The 20,230-nt window shown below is 71.8% G+C and carries 20 protein-coding genes; 8 read left to right on the forward strand and 12 right to left on the reverse strand.

The features are described from left to right. Positions 1-26: 26 nt before the first annotated feature. From ACWIF2_RS31000 to ACWIF2_RS31020, 5 genes are all read right to left on the reverse strand, one after another. Positions 27-833: a carbon-nitrogen family hydrolase gene (locus tag ACWIF2_RS31000; protein ID WP_454364159.1), complete on the reverse strand. Its 807-nt coding sequence runs from the start codon at positions 831-833 to the stop codon at positions 27-29. A 48-nt stretch (positions 834-881) separates the two neighbouring features. Continuing rightward, the gene (locus ACWIF2_RS31005; RefSeq protein WP_454364161.1) at positions 882-1,643 is read right to left on the reverse strand and encodes an SDR family NAD(P)-dependent oxidoreductase; all 762 of its coding nucleotides are present in this window, start codon (positions 1,641-1,643) and stop codon (positions 882-884) included. Positions 1,644-1,681: 38 nt separating this feature from the next. Then, positions 1,682-2,245, reverse strand: coding sequence for a TetR family transcriptional regulator (locus tag ACWIF2_RS31010; RefSeq protein ID WP_454364163.1), 564 nt, complete (start codon positions 2,243-2,245; stop codon positions 1,682-1,684). 200 nt (positions 2,246-2,445) lie between these two features. Beyond that, positions 2,446-3,414, reverse strand: coding sequence for an NAD-dependent epimerase/dehydratase family protein (locus ACWIF2_RS31015; RefSeq protein WP_454364165.1), 969 nt, complete (start codon positions 3,412-3,414; stop codon positions 2,446-2,448). After that, the gene (locus tag ACWIF2_RS31020) at positions 3,411-4,076 is read right to left on the reverse strand and encodes a ScbR family autoregulator-binding transcription factor (RefSeq protein WP_454364167.1); all 666 of its coding nucleotides are present in this window, start codon (positions 4,074-4,076) and stop codon (positions 3,411-3,413) included. The genes ACWIF2_RS31015 and ACWIF2_RS31020 overlap by 4 nt, the downstream gene beginning before the upstream one ends. A gap of 140 nt (positions 4,077-4,216) precedes the next feature. On the opposite strand from ACWIF2_RS31020, the gene ACWIF2_RS31025 reads away from it, so the two are divergent. Beyond that, the gene (locus ACWIF2_RS31025) at positions 4,217-5,158 is read left to right on the forward strand and encodes a ScbA/BarX family gamma-butyrolactone biosynthesis protein (RefSeq protein WP_454364169.1); all 942 of its coding nucleotides are present in this window, start codon (positions 4,217-4,219) and stop codon (positions 5,156-5,158) included. Positions 5,159-5,204: 46 nt separating this feature from the next. On the opposite strand, the gene ACWIF2_RS31030 is transcribed toward ACWIF2_RS31025, so the two are convergent. Then, positions 5,205-6,125, reverse strand: coding sequence for a LysR family transcriptional regulator (locus ACWIF2_RS31030; protein WP_454364170.1), 921 nt, complete (start codon positions 6,123-6,125; stop codon positions 5,205-5,207). A 116-nt stretch (positions 6,126-6,241) separates the two neighbouring features. Between ACWIF2_RS31030 and ACWIF2_RS31035 the strand changes: the two genes are divergently transcribed. From ACWIF2_RS31035 to ACWIF2_RS31050, 4 genes are all read left to right on the forward strand, one after another. Continuing rightward, the gene (locus ACWIF2_RS31035) at positions 6,242-7,255 is read left to right on the forward strand and encodes a DMT family transporter (RefSeq protein WP_454364172.1); all 1,014 of its coding nucleotides are present in this window, start codon (positions 6,242-6,244) and stop codon (positions 7,253-7,255) included. Further along, positions 7,252-8,016 (forward strand): cyclase family protein, encoded by a 765-nt coding sequence (locus ACWIF2_RS31040; RefSeq protein ID WP_454364174.1) that lies wholly within the window; start codon positions 7,252-7,254, stop codon positions 8,014-8,016. The genes ACWIF2_RS31035 and ACWIF2_RS31040 overlap by 4 nt, the downstream gene beginning before the upstream one ends. Positions 8,017-8,352: 336 nt before the next feature. Next, a complete protein-coding gene (locus ACWIF2_RS31045) occupies positions 8,353-9,027 on the forward strand; it encodes an RNA polymerase sigma factor (RefSeq protein WP_382489661.1) in 675 nt (224 codons plus the stop codon). Continuing rightward, complete coding sequence (locus ACWIF2_RS31050; protein ID WP_454364176.1) at positions 9,027-10,130, forward strand: hypothetical protein; 1,104 nt, start codon at positions 9,027-9,029, stop codon at positions 10,128-10,130. The genes ACWIF2_RS31045 and ACWIF2_RS31050 overlap by 1 nt, the downstream gene beginning before the upstream one ends. Before the next feature lie 157 nt (positions 10,131-10,287). Here ACWIF2_RS31050 and ACWIF2_RS31055 read toward each other — a convergent pair whose 3' ends face one another. Continuing rightward, positions 10,288-11,139, reverse strand: a complete 852-nt coding sequence (locus tag ACWIF2_RS31055) for a L,D-transpeptidase family protein (protein WP_454364196.1) — start codon at positions 11,137-11,139, stop codon at positions 10,288-10,290. Positions 11,140-11,288: 149 nt separating this feature from the next. On the opposite strand from ACWIF2_RS31055, the gene ACWIF2_RS31060 reads away from it, so the two are divergent. After that, the gene (locus tag ACWIF2_RS31060; RefSeq protein WP_454364178.1) at positions 11,289-12,869 is read left to right on the forward strand and encodes an acyl-CoA mutase large subunit family protein; all 1,581 of its coding nucleotides are present in this window, start codon (positions 11,289-11,291) and stop codon (positions 12,867-12,869) included. 58 nt (positions 12,870-12,927) lie between these two features. Continuing rightward, positions 12,928-13,581 carry a leucine efflux protein LeuE gene (gene leuE, locus ACWIF2_RS31065; RefSeq protein WP_454364180.1) on the forward strand — a complete coding sequence of 218 codons (654 nt, stop codon included), beginning with the start codon at positions 12,928-12,930 and terminating at the stop codon, positions 13,579-13,581. A gap of 4 nt (positions 13,582-13,585) precedes the next feature. Here leuE and ACWIF2_RS31070 read toward each other — a convergent pair whose 3' ends face one another. The 5 genes from ACWIF2_RS31070 to ACWIF2_RS31090 form a co-directional block, all read right to left on the reverse strand. Then, complete coding sequence (locus tag ACWIF2_RS31070) at positions 13,586-13,747, reverse strand: aromatic-ring hydroxylase C-terminal domain-containing protein (RefSeq protein WP_454364182.1); 162 nt, start codon at positions 13,745-13,747, stop codon at positions 13,586-13,588. 235 nt (positions 13,748-13,982) lie between these two features. Further along, a complete protein-coding gene (locus ACWIF2_RS31075; protein WP_454364184.1) occupies positions 13,983-14,906 on the reverse strand; it encodes a class I SAM-dependent methyltransferase in 924 nt (307 codons plus the stop codon). A 63-nt stretch (positions 14,907-14,969) separates the two neighbouring features. Next, positions 14,970-16,124: an acyltransferase family protein gene (locus ACWIF2_RS31080; RefSeq protein WP_454364186.1), complete on the reverse strand. Its 1,155-nt coding sequence runs from the start codon at positions 16,122-16,124 to the stop codon at positions 14,970-14,972. 228 nt (positions 16,125-16,352) lie between these two features. Further along, positions 16,353-17,684 (reverse strand): alpha-2,8-polysialyltransferase family protein, encoded by a 1,332-nt coding sequence (locus ACWIF2_RS31085; protein WP_454364187.1) that lies wholly within the window; start codon positions 17,682-17,684, stop codon positions 16,353-16,355. Beyond that, a complete protein-coding gene (locus tag ACWIF2_RS31090; protein WP_454364188.1) occupies positions 17,684-18,670 on the reverse strand; it encodes a glycosyltransferase family 2 protein in 987 nt (328 codons plus the stop codon). The genes ACWIF2_RS31085 and ACWIF2_RS31090 overlap by 1 nt, the downstream gene beginning before the upstream one ends. Before the next feature lie 198 nt (positions 18,671-18,868). On the opposite strand from ACWIF2_RS31090, the gene ACWIF2_RS31095 reads away from it, so the two are divergent. Next, entirely contained in the window at positions 18,869-20,215 is a 1,347-nt protein-coding gene (locus ACWIF2_RS31095; RefSeq protein WP_454364189.1) for a DUF6716 putative glycosyltransferase, read from the forward strand. Positions 20,216-20,230 lie beyond the last annotated feature (15 nt).

The raw sequence follows: 20,230 nt of genomic DNA on the forward strand, positions 1-20,230 counted from the left end.
GGACGGCACCTGTCGCCGGGGGCCGGTCAGCCCGGCGTCGGCACACCGAGAACACGGTCGCGAAGGGCGGGGAACTCGGCACGGGTCTTCGCCACGAGCGACGGGTCCAGGTCGACGACGAGCGTCTCCTCTCCCGCTCCGGCCTCGGCGACGACCTCGCCCCAGGGATCGACCACCACGCTGTGGCCGGCCTGTTCCACCCCGGCGTGCGTACCGGCCGTACCGCAGGCGAGGACGTACGCCTGGGACTCGACGGCCCGGGCGCGGGCCAGCAGCGACCAGTGGGCGCGACGGGCCGCGGGCCAGCCGGCCGGGACGACGAACAGCTGCGCGCCGGCGTCCACCAGGAGCCGGAACTGCTCGGGGAAGCGCAGGTCGTAGCAGGTGGCGAGCCCTGCCGTCAGCTCCGCGGGGCCACCGTCGTCCAGCGTGACGGTGACGGTCTCCTCACCCCGGCCCAGCAGGGCGGCCTCGCCCCGGTCGAAGCCGAAGCGGTGGATCTTCCGGTACGTCCGGCGCAGCCGGCCGTCGGGCGCGAAGACGAGGGAGGTGTTGTACAGCGTGTCGCCCGGGCCGTCTTCGATGATCGAGCCCGCGTGCAGCCAGACCCGGGCCGCGGCCGCTGCCGCGCCCATCGCCCGGGCCGTGGGCCCGTCCAGCGGCTCGGCGTGGGCGCGGAACTCGTCGAAGGCGAACGCGCCGACCGTCCAGAGTTCCGGCAGGACCACCAGGTCGGCGGTGTGCTGTTCACGAACGAGACCGGCCACGCGGGCACGCCGCTCGGCGACGGGTTCGTCCGGTCGTACGGCGATCTGCGACAGCGCGGCGCGCACGGGTTCTCCCTTGAGGTGTGGTCTGGCCCGGGAGGGCCGGGTGTGGGGTCAGCGCAGGTGCGAGGCGCCGTTGGCGTCGATCACGGCACCGCTGCACCACTCGGCCCGTTCGCCGCTGAGCCAGGCCACGGCGGCGGCGACGTCCGAGGGCGCGGCGATCCTGCCGAGCGGGCTCTGGCGGCGCACCCGCTCCTCGGCGTCCCCGACGAGCATGCTCTCCGCCAGGTCCGTACGGACGAAGCCCGGGGCCACGGCGGTCACCGCGATGCCGAGCGGGCCCAGTGACTGGGCGAGTGACTGGGTCAGCGAGTGCAGGGCGGCCTTGGTGGCGCCGTAGGCCGGGGCGTCGGGTTCGCCCCGGTAGGCGCCGCGCGAGCCGACGTTGACGATGCGGGCGCCCCGCGGGCCCTGCGGCCGCTGCCGGAGGTGGTCGACGAGGTGCCAGATCAGGTCGGCGGGTCCGAGCAGGTTGACGTCGACCAGGCGCCGCCAGTCGGCCTGCCAGTCCTCGTACGAGGTGGTGGCGACGGGCTGCTCGGAGTGGACGCCGGCGTTGTTGACGAGGACGTCCACGGTGCCCAGTTGCCCGACGGCGGACTCGATGATCCCGCGGGCGGCGTCCGGTGTGCCGACATCACCGGTGACCAGGGCGTGGCCGGTGCCGGGCAGGGCGTCCAGGACGGCCTTCGCGGCGGCGGTGTCGGCACGGCAGTGCACGGCCACGCGGTGTCCGTCGGCGGCGAGTTCGGTCGCGATGGCGGCCCCGATGCCCCGGGAAGCACCGGTGACGAGCGCGCAGCGTCGAGTCATGGGATGAGCCTTTTCGTTGGGGGGAAAGAACAAAGCAATCAGTGAGGCCCGACCGGACACTCCTGCGAGGAGTGCACCAGGGCCCACAGACACTTCAGTTGGGCCTGTACCTCCGCGCCGGTGCGCCCCGCCCGCAGGGCCGCCTCCGCGCCCGCCGTCAGATAGACCGCCAGCAGCTCCAGCTCGTCGGGTGCGGGACGGGCATCGGCCACGTCCCGGGCCGCCGCCACCAGCTCCCGCAGGGCCGCCCGCCAGACGGTGTACCAGTGGGACGGGACGGCCTGTTCCCGGGTGAGCCGGGCCGCCGCGCGGACGGTGACCTCCTGCTCCAGCAGCCGGGCCACTTCGAGGGTGAACTCGGCGACCGGCGGGAGCGGTCCGGCCGGTTCGAGCCGGCCGAGCGCCTTGCCGGTGAGGGCCTCGGCCTCACGGCATACCGCGGTGGCCAGGTCCGCCTTGGCGGGGAAGTGGAAGGTGAGTGCTCCCATCGTCGCCCCGCAGGCCCGGTGCACGGCGGACAGCGAGGTCCCGGCGTACCCCTGCCGGTCGAACTCGACGGCCGCCGCCGCGATCAGCGCCTGACGGGTACGTTCGGCTCTCACCTGCTTCACCATGGGCTTGACCTCTGCATCCATCACGGGAAATGACTCCCACGGGCCCGCCGGAGACGGGGGCTGGGGGACGGGGGAGGACGGAAGGCCACGCCCCCGGTCCTGTGAACGTACCGCCGCTTTCCCTCGCGGACGCCTCCCGTGCCCAACCCCGCAACCACTTGGCCAAGTCGGGCGCGCCCGCCTTGACTTCAGCCGGCGCGCAAGTGCTCCCGGTACCAGGCCGCCGCACCGGCCAGCCGCTCCAGCGGTCCCGGCCCGGGGGCGCAGCCCGTGAGCCGCCAGATCCGCTCGCTCTCGTACCAGTGGTCCCGCGCCAGCAGGGCGAACTGCCGCTCGCTCATACGCCCCGGTGTCTCCCGCAGCCGCGCGAGGCACTTCTCCCAGTCCCAGTCGTCGGCGCCGGCCGACGGCAGCACGCCCAACTCGGCGAGCCTCGCCATGAGGTCGCCGCCCCGCACCGGCACCGGATGGCTGGCGTGGTGGACACCGGGGGCCACGGCGCCGCCGTCCGGCGCCGTGACCAGGGCGGCGACGAGGCGGGCCAGGTCGTCGACGTCCACGGCGGAGAGCAGTCCGTGCCCGCCGTCCCAGCGGGCCGGCACCCGCTGGAGCAGCTCGCCGAGCGCGGGCACGACCCAGCGGTCCCCGGGGCCGAGGACCAGCCCGGGGCGCAGGACGACGGCCCCCGCGTCGAGCGCGATCCGCTCGGCGGCCAACCGCGTACGGCTGGCCGCCGACACGGGCGCGGGCACGACCCCGTCGACGGGGATACCGCGGTGCGGACCGGGCCCGTACACCGCCGCCGTGGACAGGTGGACGACCCGCCCCACCCCCGCACGCCGCGCCTCGTCGACGATCGCCCGGGTGCCGCCGACGTTCGTCCGCTCGCACTCCTCCGCCCCGCCGGAGACCCGGCAGGCGAGGTGGACGAGGACGTCCGTACCGTTCGCCGCCCCGTGGAGCGAGGCGGGGTCCGTCAGGTCCGCGCACACCCACTCCACGCCCGCCCGCTCATCCGTGCCGGCGGGGACCACGCGGGCGACGGCTCGCACCTCGACCCGCCGCCCGTCGGCCCCGCTCGCGCTCAGCAGCCGGCCAAGGACCGCCCGTCCGACGAACCCGGTCGAGCCGGTCAGCAACACCCGGACACTTCTCATGAAGCCGCACCCTCCCCAGGCTCTGCCTCCACCACCGATTCCCCCCCGGTCTCCCCGTTCCCCGGGAACTCCAGCGAGTCGACGATCTCCGCCGGCGCGATGGCCGGCATCAGACATCGCAGCATGTTCTCTATGCGCGCGGGCAGGTCGGACCGGTTGGTGGAGAGCCGGGACATGATCTGCGTACCGGTGTACGAGGCGACGATCACCTGGGAGAACGCGGCCTCGTCCACCTCGGGCCTCAGCTGGCCGAGTTCACGCGCCTCGGCCAGATGGGTGCGGAACTGCTCGGACCACCAGTCGTAGATCGAGTAGTCGAGCAGGTTCACTTCGCTCTGCTCGACGGCGAGCCGGACGCCGGCCCGGAACAGCACGTTGGAGCGCATCTCCACGGCCAGGTACTGGCACACGTCGATCAGCTGCTGCAACCCCTTCTTGCCCTGGGGCCATTGCAGTTCGGCGGCCTGGTCGACGATGACCGCGCGGGCCAGTTCTTCCTTCGACTTGAAGTGGAAGTACATGGCTCCGGTCGTGATGCCGGCTCTCTGCAGGATCGCGTTCAGACCCGCGCCGTGGTACCCGGCCTGGTCGAACACCTCCGCCGCCGCGTGAATGAGCGCGGCCCGAGTCCGTTCCGCGCGTTCCTGCCGTTGCCGTGCCATCGGCAGACTCCCTCAACCCGTAGACAAACAAAAAGAACGACCTCTATTTTATTCACGTCGGCGCCGTCCTGTCACTGGATGCGCCTTCGCTTCACCTGCGCGTGCCCATTTGGAGAGTCACCGCATCAGGGGGGAACACCATGTCCACCAGCCTTGCCCAGCACGGCGTCGGAAACCGTTTTGAGACGATATCGCCCGTTCTCACGCACAAGACGAACCAGGACGAAGTGCTGCTGCGCAGCTGGCGGCGGACCGCGCCCGACGCCTTCACGGTCACGGCCGCCTGGCCCGCCACCCACCCGTTCTACGTCAACCGCCTGGGTCTTCACGACCCGCTGATGCTCAGCGAGACCGTACGCCAGACGCTGCCGCTGCTGTCCCACGGCGCCTACAACGTGCCGTTCGGCCACCAGCTGCTGTGGAAGGACTTCAGCTGGACGCTCGACCCGGCCGCGGCTCACGCCGACGGGGGGCCGGCCGAGCTGGAACTGCACATCACCTGCGACGAGGTGACCTACCGTCGTGAGCGGGCGTCCGCGATATCCCTGAGAGTCGACGTCGAGCGCGACGGCCGCTCGCTGGCCTCGGTGCGCTCGCGCTTCACCGTCCAGGACCGCACCGTCTACAACCGGCTGCGCGGCCCGTACGCCGACGCGGCGGCGGCCACCGCGCGCGCCGTGCCGCTGCCGCCTCCCGCGGGCCTCACCCCGTTCGGCCGCGACCGCTTCGAGGACGTGGTGCTCGCCGCGACCGACCGGCCCGACCGCTGGCAGCTGCGGGTGGACACGACCCACCCCATCCTCTTCGACCACCTCGTGGACCACGCCCCGGGCATGCTGCTGCTGGAGGCCGCCCGCCAGGCGGCGCTGGCCACGGCCCACCCCGACACGGTGACGGTCATCGGCATGGAAACCGACTTCGTCCGGTACGCCGAGATGGACATCCCCTGCTGGCTGGAGGCGGAGCAGCTCGCGGACCCGGACCAGGTCAGGATCAGCGCCCGGCAGCACGGCAAGGAGATCTTCGCCAGCGTGGTGACCCTGGCCGCGGCACCCGTCGACCCCACCGTCCACCGCGTCTGACATGTTCCTCTTCCGTCCTCGCCGACCCGCGCCCCTTGGGCAGCGGTCAGTCCGCCCCGGGTCCCCCGGGCGGGCCGGCGGTGACGGCCGCGTCCCGCAGCGCGTCCAGCAGGCCGCGCATGGCGGGCTGTTCGAGGGCGGTCTCCCGTGCGGCCGCCGAGATCACCCGGATCGGTTCGGGGTTGCGGACCGGGCGTACGACGACGCCGGGGTGCCGGTTGCGCAGTCCAAGGCCCGGCATCAGACCGACGCCGAGGCCGGCCGCGACGAAGCCCTGCGCGGTGGCGTAGTCCTCGCTCTGGATGACGAAGTCGGGGCTGAAGCCGGCCGCCGCACAGGAGTCGATGACGGGTTCGAGGCAGGGGCCGGGGGGTTCGCTGCCCACCCACTGCTCACCGGACAGCTCGTGGAGGTCGACGACTTCCTTGCCGGCGAGCGGATGACCGAGGGGCAGTACGGCGGCGTACGGGTCGTCGAGGAGGTGGACGAGCCGGAAGCCGTCGCCCGCGCGGCCCTGGGTCCGGACGACCACGGCCAGGTCGGCCCGGCCCCGCACCACCTCCTGGAACGGGTCCTCCGGGTCGGCGAGTTCGAGGTCGACGCGGACGCCGGGGTGCTCGGCGCGCAGCCGGGCCAGGGCCGGAGCCACCAGGGTGGAGCCGGCCGTGGCGAAGTAACGGACCGACAGCCGGCCGGTGCGCCCGGCGCGGAGATCCGCGAGGGCGGACTCCGCCTGGGCGACCGCCGAGCTGATCAGAGCCGCGTGCTCGGTGAGCAGCAGCCCCGCGGCCGTGGGACGCACCCCTCGGCCGACCCGCTCCAGCAGCGCCGTGCCGGCCTGCTTCTCCAGCGCCGCCACCTGCTGGCTGACGGCGGACGGTGTGTAGCCGAGGTGGGCCGCGGCGGCGGTGACCGTGCCGCTGGTGACCACCGCGCGCAGGACCTGGAGCCGCCTCACATCAAGCATGTAGCTGAGCTTAACAGAATAGGTAGAACCATTTGCTTGTCCTCAAAGCTTGACTGAGGCACCTTCGTAGGAGCGGGACGAGAACGCATCGAGGCCCAGGGCAGGGAGGAACCATCGTGAACAGCGGTACGCGGAGTCTGTGGGGCGGATTACGGGTGGCCGTGCTCGCCCTGCTGTGGGGATCGACCTTCCTCTGGATCGAGTTGGCGCTGCGCGGGCTCTCCCCGCTCCAGGTCACGTTCACCCGCTGCGCCCTCGGCGCGCTGGTCCTCGTCGTCGCCTGCTACGCGACGGGGCATCGGATGCCCCGGGGCACGACCGTCTGGCGGCACATCGCCGTCGCGGCCTTCTTCTGCAACGCGCTGCCGTTCGCGCTGTTCAGCCTGGGCCAGCAGACGGTCGACTCGGGTCTCGCGGGTGTCCTGAACGCCACGACGCCGCTCTGGTCGATCGCCCTCGGTCTGGCCCTCGGCTCGGAACGCGGACTCCGCCCCGTACGGCTGGCCGGCCTGCTGCTGGGCTTCACCGGGACGGTCGTGATCTTCGCCCCCTGGCAGACGACCGGGGCGACCGGCTGGGGCGCCCTCGCCATCCTCGGCGCGGCCGCCAGTTACGCCGTCGCGTTCACCTACATGGGCCGCACGCTGGTCCGCAGGGGCACTCCCACCCTCTCGCTCTCCGCCGCCCAGCTCGTGGCGGCGAGCGGGCTGACCGCGCTCGCGATGCCGGTGGGCGGCCTGGAGTCGATCGACGTCGGTCCGGCCGTCGTGATCTCGGCCGTCGTCCTGAGCGTCTTCTGCACGGCGATCACCTTCCACCTCACCTACCGGATCATCAACGACGAGGGCGCCACCAACGCCGCCGTGGTCGGCTATCTGCTGCCGGTCGTCTCCGTCCTGCTGGGCGCGGTCGTCCTGGGCGAGAACCTCAGCGCGCGGGTGGTGCTGGGCATGGTCGTGGTCCTCGTGGGTGTCGGGCTGACGCGGAGGAAGGCGGCGGTGACGCCGACCTCGGGGGACGGGGAGAGGGGTTCCGGGCAGCCGACCGGCGAGGCGGGGACCTCCGGGCCGGGGGCCTCTGAGCAGACTGTCTCCGAGGAGCCCGGCACGCTCCTGGAGAACGCCCGGTGACCCTCGACGGATCCGAGCCCCGGCTGTGGTCGGCGTACCGCGCGCTGACCGAGAAGGCGGTCTTCACGGACCTCACCCACGCCTTCCGGCCGGGGCAGCCGCATTTCCCGGGCTTCGGGGACGAGCGGCGCGAGACGCTCTTCGACCTGGAGCGCGGCGACGGTTTCACGGTCCACCGCTACACGCTGGTCGGCCAGTGGGGCACCCACGTCGACCCGCCCTCCCACTTCGTGGCCGGGGCCCGCCCGCTGGACCGTGTCCCGGTCGAGGAGATGATCCTGCCGCTGGTGGTGCTCGACATCACCGCCCGGGTCGAGACCGACCCCGACGCCACACCCACCCTGGACGACGTGAGGTCGTGGGAGGAGCGCAACGGCCGTATCCCGTCCGGTTCGTTCGTCGCCCTGCGCACCGGGTGGAGCCGGCGCTGGCCGGACCCGGTGGCGCTGGCCAACCGGGACGAGGCGGGCGTCAGCCATACGCCGGGCTGGTCGGCCGAGGTGCTGCGATATCTGTTCGAGGACGCGGGGGTCACGGCCATCGGTCACGAACAGTCCGACACCGACCCGGGCCTCGCCGCCTCCGCGGGTGACTACGGCCTGGAGGCGTACGTCCTGGGGCGTGACCGCTGGCAGATCGAACTGCTGGCCAACCTCGACCAGGTCCCCGAAGCAGGCGCTTTGATCATCGCCACGTGGCCCAAGCCCCAGGGCGGTTCGGGATTCCCGGCGCGGGTGTTCGCCGTGCGGCCGGCGGAGTAAGCGCGTCCAGGGGTGCCGTGGCAACGGCCGGGGCCGCCACCCCCCACAGGAGAGGCCCCGGCCGTCACGCGGCACGGACCGCGCGGCGGCCCGTACTTCCTACAGCGCCATGTCTGCGTTTTCTGTCACACCTCACCGTGTCACGGCTTAGTTGCATCTCGGACGGACATGGACGGGGAATGGTTTCAGGACGTAACGTGCCTTTCGCGCCAACGCGGAGGCGGCAAGACCACCGCAACCACCTGCGGTGTTACACCGCAACCATCAATTGAGGAACCACGACGGCGAGAACCCGGTCCGCGAGAGCGGCGCCGGATTAGGCGCATAAGGGGTGCGGTGCTGGGGGACGACGCGGAGCTGACCGCCGCGGTGCGTGCGGCACAGGACGGAGATGAAACCGCGTTCCGGACTGTGTACCGAGCCGTGCACCCGCGGCTGCTCGGATATGTACGGACGCTGGTCGGCGACCCCGACGCCGAGGACGTGACGTCCGAGGCCTGGTTGCAGATAGCCCGTGACCTGGAGCGGTTCACCGGCGACGCGGACCGTTTCCGAGGCTGGGCCGCTCGTATCGCCCGCAATCGCGCGCTGGACCACATACGCATGCGCGGGCGCCGGCCCGCGATCGGCGGTGACGAGACCGAACTGACCGGCCGGGCCGCCGAGTCCGACACCGCAGGCGAGGCCATGGAGGCGCTCGCCACAGACGGCACGTTCTCCCTGATATCCCGGCTGCCGCAGGACCAGGCCGAGGCGGTCGTGCTGCGGGTGGTCGTGGGGCTCGACGCGAAGTCCGCAGCGGAGACGCTCGGCAAGCGCCCGGGCGCCGTCCGGACGGCGGCACACCGGGGTCTGCGGCGGCTCGCCGAGTTGCTCGGCGACGACCCGGAGGCCGATCCGGAATCGGCCGGGGTGCTCGACGCCCTGCCGCCCCAGCGAGAACCGCGCGGCGGTGCGGTGACGTCCGCAGGTGTGACGCGCAGCGTCCCGCGGACGCAGAAGGATGTGTGATGGCCGACGAGCAGTACAGGTGGCTGGACCGCGAAACGGCGGAGCGTCTGCTGAGCGGAGAGTCACTCGAAGCTGTCGACGGCGCCGACCGTGGCCAGGCCGAACGACTCGCGAGGACGCTCGGTGCGCTGTCCGCGTCACCCCCGCTGACCAGCGAGGAACTCCCCGGTGAGGCAGCGGCGATGGCCGCTTTCCGCAAGGTGCGCGCGGAACGTGCCGACGCCGCGGCGGCCCTCGCGGCCTCGGGGGCCACGGGAGGACAGGCCGCCGAGGAGGTCGTGGACGCCGGACTTGTCCGGATCGGAACCTCGCGCGGCAGCGGCTCCGGCGATGTCCGGCGGCCTCGCTGGGCCCGTCCCGCACGCCTCGCCCTGGCCGCCGTACTGGCCGTCGGCATGGCCGGCGGGATCGCGGTCGCGGCCGGAACCGGAGTCCTGACACCGTTCGGCGGCGACGAGCCCGACCCCGGTGCCTCGGTCTCCGCCGCCGTCTCTCCTCCCGAACGCCCGCTGGAGTCGCCCTCGCCGAGCGACGAGGTACAGGGCGGTTCCACCCCGGACGACGTCCCGAGCGGCCCCGCCGCGGGCGGTTCCGGTGGCTCCGGACGGGGCGAGGCACGCGAGGACGCGGCACCGAAGCCCGGCGTCGGCGAGCGGGGAGACCGCCCCGGCGACAGCCGCAGGAAGCTCACCTCCGCCTGCCGCGACCTCCGCGACGGCAAGCGGCTGGACGCCGACCGCAGGCGCGCCCTGCGGGACGCGGCGGGCGGCACCCGGGTGTGGAAGTACTGCAAGGGCGTCCTGTCCACGGCCGGCTCCCGCGCCACGGATCGCGACGACGAGGACGGCGGCAAGGGCAGGTCCCAGAACGAGGACCGCGACAAGGACCGGGACGGGGACCGAGAGCGGGACGGGAAGCGGGACCGCAAGCACGACAAGGCCGAGCGGAAGGCCGACCGCCAGGCCGGGAAGCGGGCCGGGGCGCGTGCCGAGCAGCGGAACGCCGACGATGACGACGCGGACCGCGGCCACTCCCGGCAGTCCCTCGCACCCCTCCGACCTGCGGTTTCGTACTCCGCGAAAATCTCTTGGCCGAGGGTGTGACGTTTTCCGCCGCCCCGGCGCAGTAATGAGTGAGCCGACTGGTCATCGGCTGTCGCACAGAGCCGGGGTTCCCCCCGTACCTACGGCTCGTGCACCTGAGCGCGGGCGGGACACGTTCCCCCGGTCCCGCCCGCGCCCCAACTTCCCTCCCGCGTCCTCACCAGGACACGACGACCTTGTCGCCGTTGCGGACCTGCGCGTACAGCTCCGCGATCGCCGCCTCGTCCCGTACGTTGACGCAGCCGTGCGAGGCCCCCGCGTAACCCCGGGCGGCGAAGTCCGCCGAGTAGTGCACGGCCTGGCCGCCGCTGAAGAACATCGCGTAGGGCATGGGTGAGTCGTAGAGCGTCGACACATGGTCGCGGGACTTCCAGTAGACGGAGAAGACGCCTTCCCGGGTCGGCGTGCCGCTCGAGCCGAAGCGGACCGCCACCGTCGACACGGTCCGCCCGTCGATCATCCAGCGCAGCGTCCTGCTGGTCTTGTCGATGCACAGCACCCGGCCCCGCGTGCAGCGCGGGTCCGGCGGGTCGGCCGGCTGGCCGCCCATCAGGTACAGGTCCCACCGGCCCGGCTCGCGGGTCATCCCCAGCAGCCGCTGCCAGGTGACGGTGTCCATCCGCCCGGTGCGGGGCAGCCCGCGCTTGCCCTGGAAGCCGCTGACCGCCCGCTCCGTCTGTTCGCCGTACGTCCCGGTGGGCCCCTCGAAGAGCCAGGCGACCTGCCGCAGCCGGGCCTGGAGCTCGCGGACGTCCCGGCCGGTGGCACCGCGGGACCACAGCACACGGGCCGGGGCGGGCGGCGCCGCGCTGGGCTTGTCGTCGTCGGGCGGGTCGGGGGCGGTGCTCGGGCTGCCGCCACCGGCCGGGGTACGCGCCGGGGACGGGGTGTCACCGGGTAACTCGATGTGCACCGGCGAGCGGCCCTTGCCGTCGCCGTCCGAGGGCTGCACCGTGCAGCCGGTCACCGCGGCCAGCGCGGCGAGCGCCGCCGCGATCGCTCTCCCCATGCCCTTGGTACGCACGCGGCCCCCTGTTGTCTCACCGGTGTGCCCGGATGTCACCTCAGATGTTCCCCTGGCGTGACCCGTCGCGAACCAGGGGGCATGGTGGTGAGCGAGGTCCCGACCACCCACTGCTCGGCGGGAGGCATCACACCATGGCGCGTGAGTCGGAGTCAGGGCTGCCCATCGAGCCGGTCTACGGCCCGGAGGCCCTCGAGGGCTGGGATCCCGCGGAGAAGCTGGGGGACCCGGGGGCGTACCCCTTCACGCGGGGCGTGTACCCGTCGATGTACACCGGCCGTCCCTGGACGATGCGCCAGTACGCGGGTTTCGGCACGGCGACGGAGTCCAACGCCCGCTACCGGCAGCTGATCGCCCACGGCACGACGGGCCTGTCGGTCGCCTTCGACCTGCCCACCCAGATGGGCCACGACTCCGACGCCCCCATCGCGCACGGCGAGGTCGGCAAGGTCGGCGTCGCCATCGACTCCGTCGACGACATGCGGGTGCTGTTCGGCGGCATCCCGCTCGACCAGGTCTCGACCTCGATGACGATCAACGCCCCCGCGGCCCTGCTGCTCCTGCTCTACCAACTGGTCGCCGAGGAGCAGGGCGTGCCGGCCGCACGGCTGACGGGGACCATCCAGAACGATGTGCTGAAGGAGTACATCGCCCGGGGCACGTACATCTTCCCGCCGAAGCCGTCGCTGCGGCTGACCGCGGACATCTTCCGGTACTGCGGGGCCGAGATCCCGAGGTGGAACACGATCTCCATCTCCGGCTACCACATGGCCGAGGCAGGAGCCTCGCCCGCGCAGGAGATCGCCTTCACCCTGGCCGACGGTGTCGAGTACGTCCGTACCGCGGTGGCGGCGGGCATGGACGTGGACGAATTCGCACCGCGCCTGTCGTTCTTCTTCGTCGCCCGTACGACGTTCCTGGAGGAGGTCGCCAAGTTCCGCGCCGCGCGGCGGATCTGGGCCCGGGTGATGAAGGAGGAGTTCGGCGCGAGGAACCCCAAGTCGCTGATGCTGCGCTTCCACACACAGACGGCCGGGGTACAGCTGACGGCCCAGCAGCCCGAGGTGAACCTCGTCCGGGTCGCCGTGCAGGGCCTGGGAGCGGTCCTCGGCGGCACCCAGTCCCTCCACACCAACTCCTTCGACGAGGCGATCGCCCTCCCGACCGACAAGAGCGCGCGCCTGGCGCTGCGCACCCAGCAGGTCCTCGCCTACGAGACGGACGTGACGGCGACCGTCGACCCCTTCGCGGGCTCCTACGCCGTCGAGAGGATGACCGACGACGTCGAGGCCGCGGCCGTCGAACTGATGGCCAGGGTCGAGGAGCTGGGCGGCGCGGTCGGCGCCATCGAGCACGGCTTCCAGAAGGACGAGATCGAGCGCAGCGCCTACCGGATCGCCCGGGAGACCGACTCCGGCGAGCGGGTCGTGGTCGGCGTCAACCGCTTCCGGCTCGACGAGGAGGAGCCCTACGAGCCGCTGCGCGTCGACCCGGCCATCGAGACCCGGCAGGCCGAACGCCTGGCCGCGCTCCGCGCGGAGCGCGACCAGCGGGCGGTGGACACCGCGCTCACGGCCCTGAAGAAGGCCGCACGGGGTTCCGACAACGTCCTCTACCCGATGCGCGAGGCCCTGCGGGCACGGGCGACGGTGGGCGAGGTGTGCGACGCGCTGCGGGAGGTGTGGGGGGCGTATGTCCCCTCGGACGTCTTCTGAACCGGGGCCGGTGACCGGGGGAGGGGCGGTGTCAGACCCGCGTGCGACACTCCTTTGCATGTTCGGTGTCATCGATCTGCCCACCTACCTTGTGGGCCTCGTCCTGATCGTCCTGCTGCCCGGTCCCAACTCGCTGTACGTGATCTCCGTCGCCGCGCGGCGCGGTACGCGCACGGCGTATCGGGCCGCGGCCGGGGTGTGGTGCGGGGACGCGGTGCTGATGACGCTGTCGGCGGCCGGGGTCGCCTCGCTGCTCCAGGCGAACGCCGTGCTGTTCGGGATCGTGAAGTACGCCGGCGCCGGGTATCTGGCCTGGCTGGCGGTCGGGATGCTGCGCGCGGCCTGGGGCCTGTGGCGGACTCGTCGTGAGCGGGCCGCGGAGGGCGGTGTGTCCGGGGCGCCTGCTGATGAGCGGCCCTTCCGCAGGGCGCTGGTCATCAGTCTCCTCAACCCCAAGGCGATCCTGTTCTTCGTCGCCTTCTTCGTCCAGTTCGTCGACCCGGGCTACGCCTACCCGGCCGTCTCCTTCGTCGTCCTCGGCACCTTCGCCACGCTGGCCAGCGTCCTCTACCTCAGCGCGCTGATATTCGGCGGCACCCGGCTGGCCGCCGCCTTCCGCAGCCGCAAGCGGCTCGCCGCGGGCGCCACGTCGGCGGCGGGCGCCCTGTTCCTGGGCTTCGCGGTGAAGCTGTCCCTGGCGAGCAGCGCGTAGCGCCTCACCGGCGCCGGCCGAACCGAGCGAAGTGCTCCGTGAGTCCGGTCGCCGAGTCCCCGGCCCAGCCGACGTATCCGTCGGGGCGTACGAGGAACAGCCCGGCCCCGTAGGCCCCTTGCACCGGGTCGTGGACGGGACCTGTGCCGCCTGCGGTACCGTCCATGACCGGGACACCAATGCCGCGATCAATGTGAAGACGGCCGCCGGACTGGCGGTATCGGCCTGCGGAGCGCCGGTAAGACCAGAACTCGTTCTGGCGCGGCGCGAAGAAACAGGAAGCCACGGATTCCCGACCGGACCCTGTGCCGCGTAGCGGCACAGCACCCAGTCGAGAAGGCCGGAATCCTTGCCCTTCAGGGCGAGGAGCATGTCAAGGGGTCTCATGACACCCGGCGGCGTCAGGAACGCTTCGCGCGTGCCCGCCGTACGGCCCGGGTGACCAGGGGCGGCAGCAGGTCCTTGGCGAGCCGGCGTGCCCGGGAGGGGGCGGGACGGGCCGGTCGCGCCGCACGGGACTCGGTCACCTCGGCGGCCGGGGCCTTCGCCGCGGCCGGCGGCGCCACATAGTGCCGGGAGGCCGGGAACGGCGGCGGCTTCATGCCCCGGGAGCGGGCGCGGACCAGCCGGTGCCCGGCCGCCGACTGCACGCTCAGCCCGACGTCCGAGCGCTGCCGCAGCATCTCGAGCAGTTCCTCCTGGAGCGGCTCGGGATCGCCCCAGGTGCCGTACAGCTTCTGCGTGCTGAGGCAGATCGGGCGCAGACCGCGGTTGAGGACGGCCTCCCAGGCGGCGACCGAGACACCGGGGGTGTGCTCGGAGCGGAAGTCGTCGAGGACGACGATGCCGTCGGGCACGAGGATGTCGTGGGCCGCGCCGATGTCGCCGTGCACGTGTTCGTACAGGTGCGAGGCGTCGACGTGGATGAAGCGGCAGCTGGCCGGGGACACCTTCTCGGACACCACGGAGCTGGGCGCCGCGATCACCGTGGGCAGGTCGTCGTGGAAGGAGAGGTAGTTCCGCTCGAAGATCTGCTGGGTCAGCGAGGCGTACGACTTCGCCGACTCCGCCTGGTTGGCCCCGTCCGGGGCGTCGCCCTCGAACAGGTCGCAGACCGTGAACTTCTCGCCGTCCTGGAGGTGGTGGCCGAGCAGGATCGCGCTCTTGCCCATGTAGACGCCGAGTTCCAGCAGGTCGCCCTTCATCCCCTGCTTCTGCTGCCGCTCCAGGAACCAGGTGAACAGCATCTGGTCCAGCGGCGGGAACCAGCCCGGGACGTCGGCGAGTTCGCCGGGGTGCTTGTCGGTGACTTGTGCGTTGGTCATGAGACGAGCCTTCTCTCTGAGCGATGCCCAAACCGACGGTCGGTTGAACGTCCCGTGAACAGCTCAGCGGTCCTTCGCCAGCACTGCCCGCAGGCGTGGCGTCAGGGGCTTCTCCACATACTGGTTCAGCAACCACGCCAGCAGCAGCATTGAGGCCGCGGTCAGGGCGAATGTCGCCCCGGATGGCAGGCCCAGGCCCCGGTGCAGGGCATGGATCACCACCCAGCCGAGGTGTTCGTGGACGAGATAGAACGGATATGTCAGCGCCCCCGCCACGGTCAGCCAGCCCCAGTTGGCCCAGCGCAGCCAGCCCAGCGCGATCGCCGCGACGGCCAGGAAGCCGAAGGTCACGACGAGGACGATGCCGGTCGAGGAGCGGTAGGAGAAGCCGTCCGCGCCGGCGGCGTGCCACAGGCTCTGCACCGCGTAGTGCTGCCCGATCAGCCAGCTGACGGCGACGATGCCCCACGCGTAGGCGTCCCGCCGGTCGAGGTGGACGAGGTAGAGGCCGACACCGCCGATGAAGTACGGGGCGTACTCGGGCATCAGGACGATGTCGAGCAGCGGCATGTTCGCGTTGTCCGCGATCACCGCCGCCAGCATCCAGCCCGCGCAGAACATGATCACCCGGCGGCGGTTGGCCCCCGGGAGCACCACGCACAGCGCGAACAAGGCGTAGAAGCGGACCTCGGCCCACAGCGTCCAGCACACCCCGAGCACCCGGTCCACGCCGAGCGGCATCTGCAGCATGGTCAGATTGACCAGCGCGTCGCTCGGCGACACCGCCTTGTAGGCCACCACCGGCAGGGCGAACACCACCGTCACTATCGCGACCGCCACCCAGTAGGCGGGCAGCAGCCGCGAGGCGCGGGAGGCGAAGAACGACTTCAGGGGGCGTCCCCAGCCGCTCATGCAGATCACGAACCCGCTGATGACGAAGAAGACCTGGACGCCCAGGCAGCCGTAGGCGAAGAACTCGTGCAGGGTGGGGAACTGGACCTTGGGCGAACTGCCCCAGGCCTCGGAGACCTCACCGTCGCGACCGCCGTAGTGGTACGCCGCCACCATCAGCGCGGCCACCAGCCGCAGGCCGTCCAGGGCACGCAGCCGGCCGCCGGAGCCCTTCCTGCGCCGCGGGCCGGTCGTGGCTCCCGGTGGTTCGACCAGCACGGTCACTTCGGGCTGGGGCTTGCGGGTGCTGACGACCGTCTCGGTCACGCTGGAACCTCTGTAGCTCGTGTGTCCTTCACCTGAGCCGCCTGTGGGCGGGCAGGGCGCCGCCTGTCACCCTAGGACGGGAATTGACGCTTAAACGTTCGACGGAAACAGGCTTCGCCTTCCTGTTCCCATGGATTCATCTGGATGTCGGAAACCGGTGGCGAAAACGCGAGGCGCCGGCCCGCCTCCGTGGCGGACCGACGCCCTTGCGGTGCTCGGCATACGTTTTCAGCGGCGTACCGCCTTGCGCAGCGCCCTGGCCCGCCGGACCACCCGGCGTGCCGTGGAATTGCGCGGCAGGAAGGCCAGCCGCTGCGGAATACCACCGGGCAGGCCGAGCGAGGTGAGACGGCGCTTCTTGAAGTAGCGCCGGGTGCGCGGACCGAGATACCGGGAGAGGAACCGCTCCGCCTGCGGGCGCAGCTCCGGGTAGATCTGCGGCTGCATGGTGAACCCGACGGCGGTGACCAGACCGGACAGCCGCTCGGCCGGCAGGACGTCGCTCTCCTGCCCGCCGTCCAGGTCGGGCAGCAACGCGTCCGCCAGCGTGGTGGGGATCCGGTTGCTGTTCTGGTACGGCGTCAGCCGCTCCAGCAGCAGCTCGGTGCCGATGCGCGCGACCGGCAGGTCGTAGAGCGCCGAGGCCGTGAACAGCGCGGTCGAGAAGCAGCCGACGACCAGCGCGGGCCGGGCCCGGTCGAACAGCACCTCGGCGAGGACGGGCGTGTCCAGCACGGTGAGGTCCACGCCGAGCTTCTCGGCCTCGGTCTCCAGGGCACGGCTGTAGCGGGCCGGCGCGGTCGGGTGCGGCTTGAAGACGACCATGCGGTGGCCGCGGGCGACCGCGCCCCGCATCATCCGCACGTGCAGGTCTTCCTCTTCCTCCGGGGAGAGGATGTTCAGCGCCGACAGGTACTGGCCGAGCAGCAGCGCCGCGTCACCGGGCAGGGCGGGCAGCTCGGGGACGGTCTCGGTGACCTCGCCCAGCACCTTCAGGAACGCGGGCGTCGGCACCAGGTGCGCCGGCACCTCGAACTCGGTCAGCAGCATCGGTGTGAGCCCCGGCACCAGGTCGAGGTGCAGCAGCCGCCGCACACGCGTGCCGACCAGCGGGTCGAGCTTGTTGCGCGTCGGGCCGTAGCTCATCAGCCCGTCGGCGTAGACGTCGATGGGCGCGTCGGTGAACAGCTGGGCCACGGTCAGCGCGGGCGCCACCTGGATGGACTCCAGGACCAGGCTCACGCGGTCGTCGCCGAGCCCCCACAACATCCGCAGATAGCGCTCGAACAGGGGGATGTCGTCGGAGCGCGGCGTCCAGGCCCCGGGGTGGAAGGGGCGGATCGCCTCGTTCCAGGACAGCACCTCGTCGAAGTGCTCGCGCAGCGGAGCGAAGCCCGGCATCTCGTCGAGCGCCGGGGTGGTCTCCGGGGTCGCGGAGTTGTTGAACACCAGCAGCACACGACGGTCCGGCTCGTCGAACAGGTCGGAGTCGATCGCGGCGGCCAGGGTGGCGACGCCGTACAGCGTCGAGGCACAGAAGATCTGAGTGGTCCCGGGCATCAGGCGGCCGCCTCCGTGGTGGTGGCCCTGCGCCGCAGCCGCCGCAGCTTGGACGAGCGGTCCATGTCCATCGCCTCCAGTGCGTCACCGAGCGCGTCCTGCGGCATGCGCTTGATGGCCGCCGCGCTCATCGACCGCAGCTGTCTGGCCACGGCCGGTTCGAACCTGTCTTCGTTGGAGAGGTGGTGGGCGATGATCGCGCAGTAGGTCCGCACCGCTTTGGGGAGCAGCCGGTCGGCCTCCCGGTCCGCCGCGGTCTCCTCGATCACCTGGTCGAAGGCCCGGATGAAGTCGAGCTGGCGGACATCGCCGATCTGGGTCAGCGACGAGGCCACCCCACGCCGGTAGAACACACCCAGCAGGCTCACCACGGCGAACGACTCCGCCTCCCGGTGCAGCTTCCAGATCCACGGCCGGTCCTCGGCCGTGCGCAGCCCATGGGTGAAGTGGAGCACGCCCTTGTCGAGGAGGCGGCGGTGATAGGCGCCGGCCCAGGCGTAGGCGTAGTCCACCGACGTGGAGCGGTGGGCGGGCAGGATGGCGTCCCGTGGGCTGAACACCTCCCAGCGGCGGCCCACCGGCACCCGGCTCACGGAACGGGCGCGCGCGGTGGCCTGCACATGGTCGGTGCGCACGAAGTCGCACCCCAACTCATCCATGGCGGACACCAGTTCGGTGAAGTAGCCGGGGGCCAGCCAGTCGTCGCCGTCCAGGAACGTCAGGTACTCGCCCTGGGCCGCGTCCAGGCCGGTGTTCCGGGCGGTGGCGAGCCCGCCGTTCTCCTCGTGGCGGATGTAACGCACCTGGGCGACATCCGAAAGTTCCTCGGCCGCTCGTTCGAGAATGGCCGGGGTTTCATCCCTCGAATGGTCGTCGACCAGGATGAACTCGAAATCGCGGTCGGCGTTCAGCCGAAGGCTTCTGAGGGTGTCCGGGGCATATTGCTGCACGTTGTAGAACGGCACGATCACGGAAAGCTTAGGCACCTGCAAAACGTTAGGAGCCCGCCCGGCAGGGCAACTTTCCGATGAACGTACACCGGGTGAACTCAATGTGTCAGAACGGTGCACCCCGTGTACTTCCGGCCTTCCGGCAGGCCAGTTCGGCTCTCGGTGGGGTGTTGTTAACTTTTCGTTGAGTCGTGGTTCCGCCATACCTCGGATTCGCTTCCTAGCGTCATCGACGTGCCAGCAAGTACACCGAAGCGCCCGCGAATCGCCGTCCTCGCGGACTCAGACACCCGATGGAAATGGGGTGCGCTGACCGCGGACCGCATCGCCCCGGGCCCGTCCATGGAAGCCGGACCGCGCGAGGGCGCGCAAGTCCGCCCTGTCCTCGACGGCTTCCTGCTGCGCGGCCGGGCCACGCCCACCCCGCGCCAGCTGGAGGAAGTGGGCGTGCGCGCCGACTCGCTGCGGGAGGTCACCGCCGTCGAGTTCCTGCGCGCCATGGAGGAGGAGTCGTACGACCTCCTCGTTCTCGCCCTCGTCGGCGGCGGTGTGCAGGCGATGCTGCACGGCCTGGCGCGCGTCTGGCAGGACCGCACGGAGCGGCCCGTCGTCGTCACCGGCTACGTCGGCGTCGTCTACGAGAAGCTCGCCGACGGCCTGCTGCTGCGGCACGGCGCGGACCTCGTCCTCGCCAACTCCCGACAGGACGCGGACCGCTTCCGCGCCGTCTACGACGGAGTGGGCGCCGACGCCTCTTCGGTGACCGAGGTGGCCCTGCCGTTCCTCGGCGGCGCCCCCTACACCGGCGAGCACGACCCCTACACGGTCGTCTTCGCCGCCCAGCCCTCCGTCCCGGACAGCCGCAAGGACCGTACGTACCTGCTGAACCGGCTGGTCCAGCACGCCCGCAGGCACCCCGAGCGCGAGGTGCTGCTGAAGCTGCGCTCCAAGCCGGGCGAGCACACCACCCACATCGAGGAGCTGCCATACCAGAAGCTGGTGCAGCGCCTCGACCCGCCGGACAACTTCCGGCTGGTCTACGGGAACATGGGCGAGGTCCTCGACCGCACCGACCTCCTGGTGACGGTCAGCTCCACGGCCGCCCTGGAGTCGCTGCACCGCCGGGTCCCGACCGTCGTCCTGACCGACCTCGGCATCCGCGAGTCGCTCGGCAACCACCACTTCGTCGGCTCCGGCTGCCTCGCCTCCTGGGACCAGCTCGACGCCGGGCACCGCCCCACGCCCGACGAGGAGTGGGTCGCCCGGCAGGGCGTCGCCGCCGACGGCTCCTACGAATCCGCCTTCGACGCGGCCCGCGAACGCATCGCCAAGCTGCTCGGCCGGCCCGGCGGCATGCCCCCGCTGGCCCCGTACTACACACCCGTCACCGCGCCCGGCTATCTGCCCGGGATCCTCGCCCGCCACCACCTCGGCCCGGACGGCACCCCGCTGCCCGGCGCGCCCGCCGCCGACAAGGAGCCCGGACCGGTCCGGCAGATCGTGCGCCGGGCGGCGCGCGGCGCCTACCGGCACGGCGTGCAGCGCGTGGCGCCCGTCATCCGGCGGATGGGCGAGCTGTGAGCCGCCCCGAGTCCC

This window comes from Streptomyces sp. NPDC055506 (genome assembly GCF_053643595.1).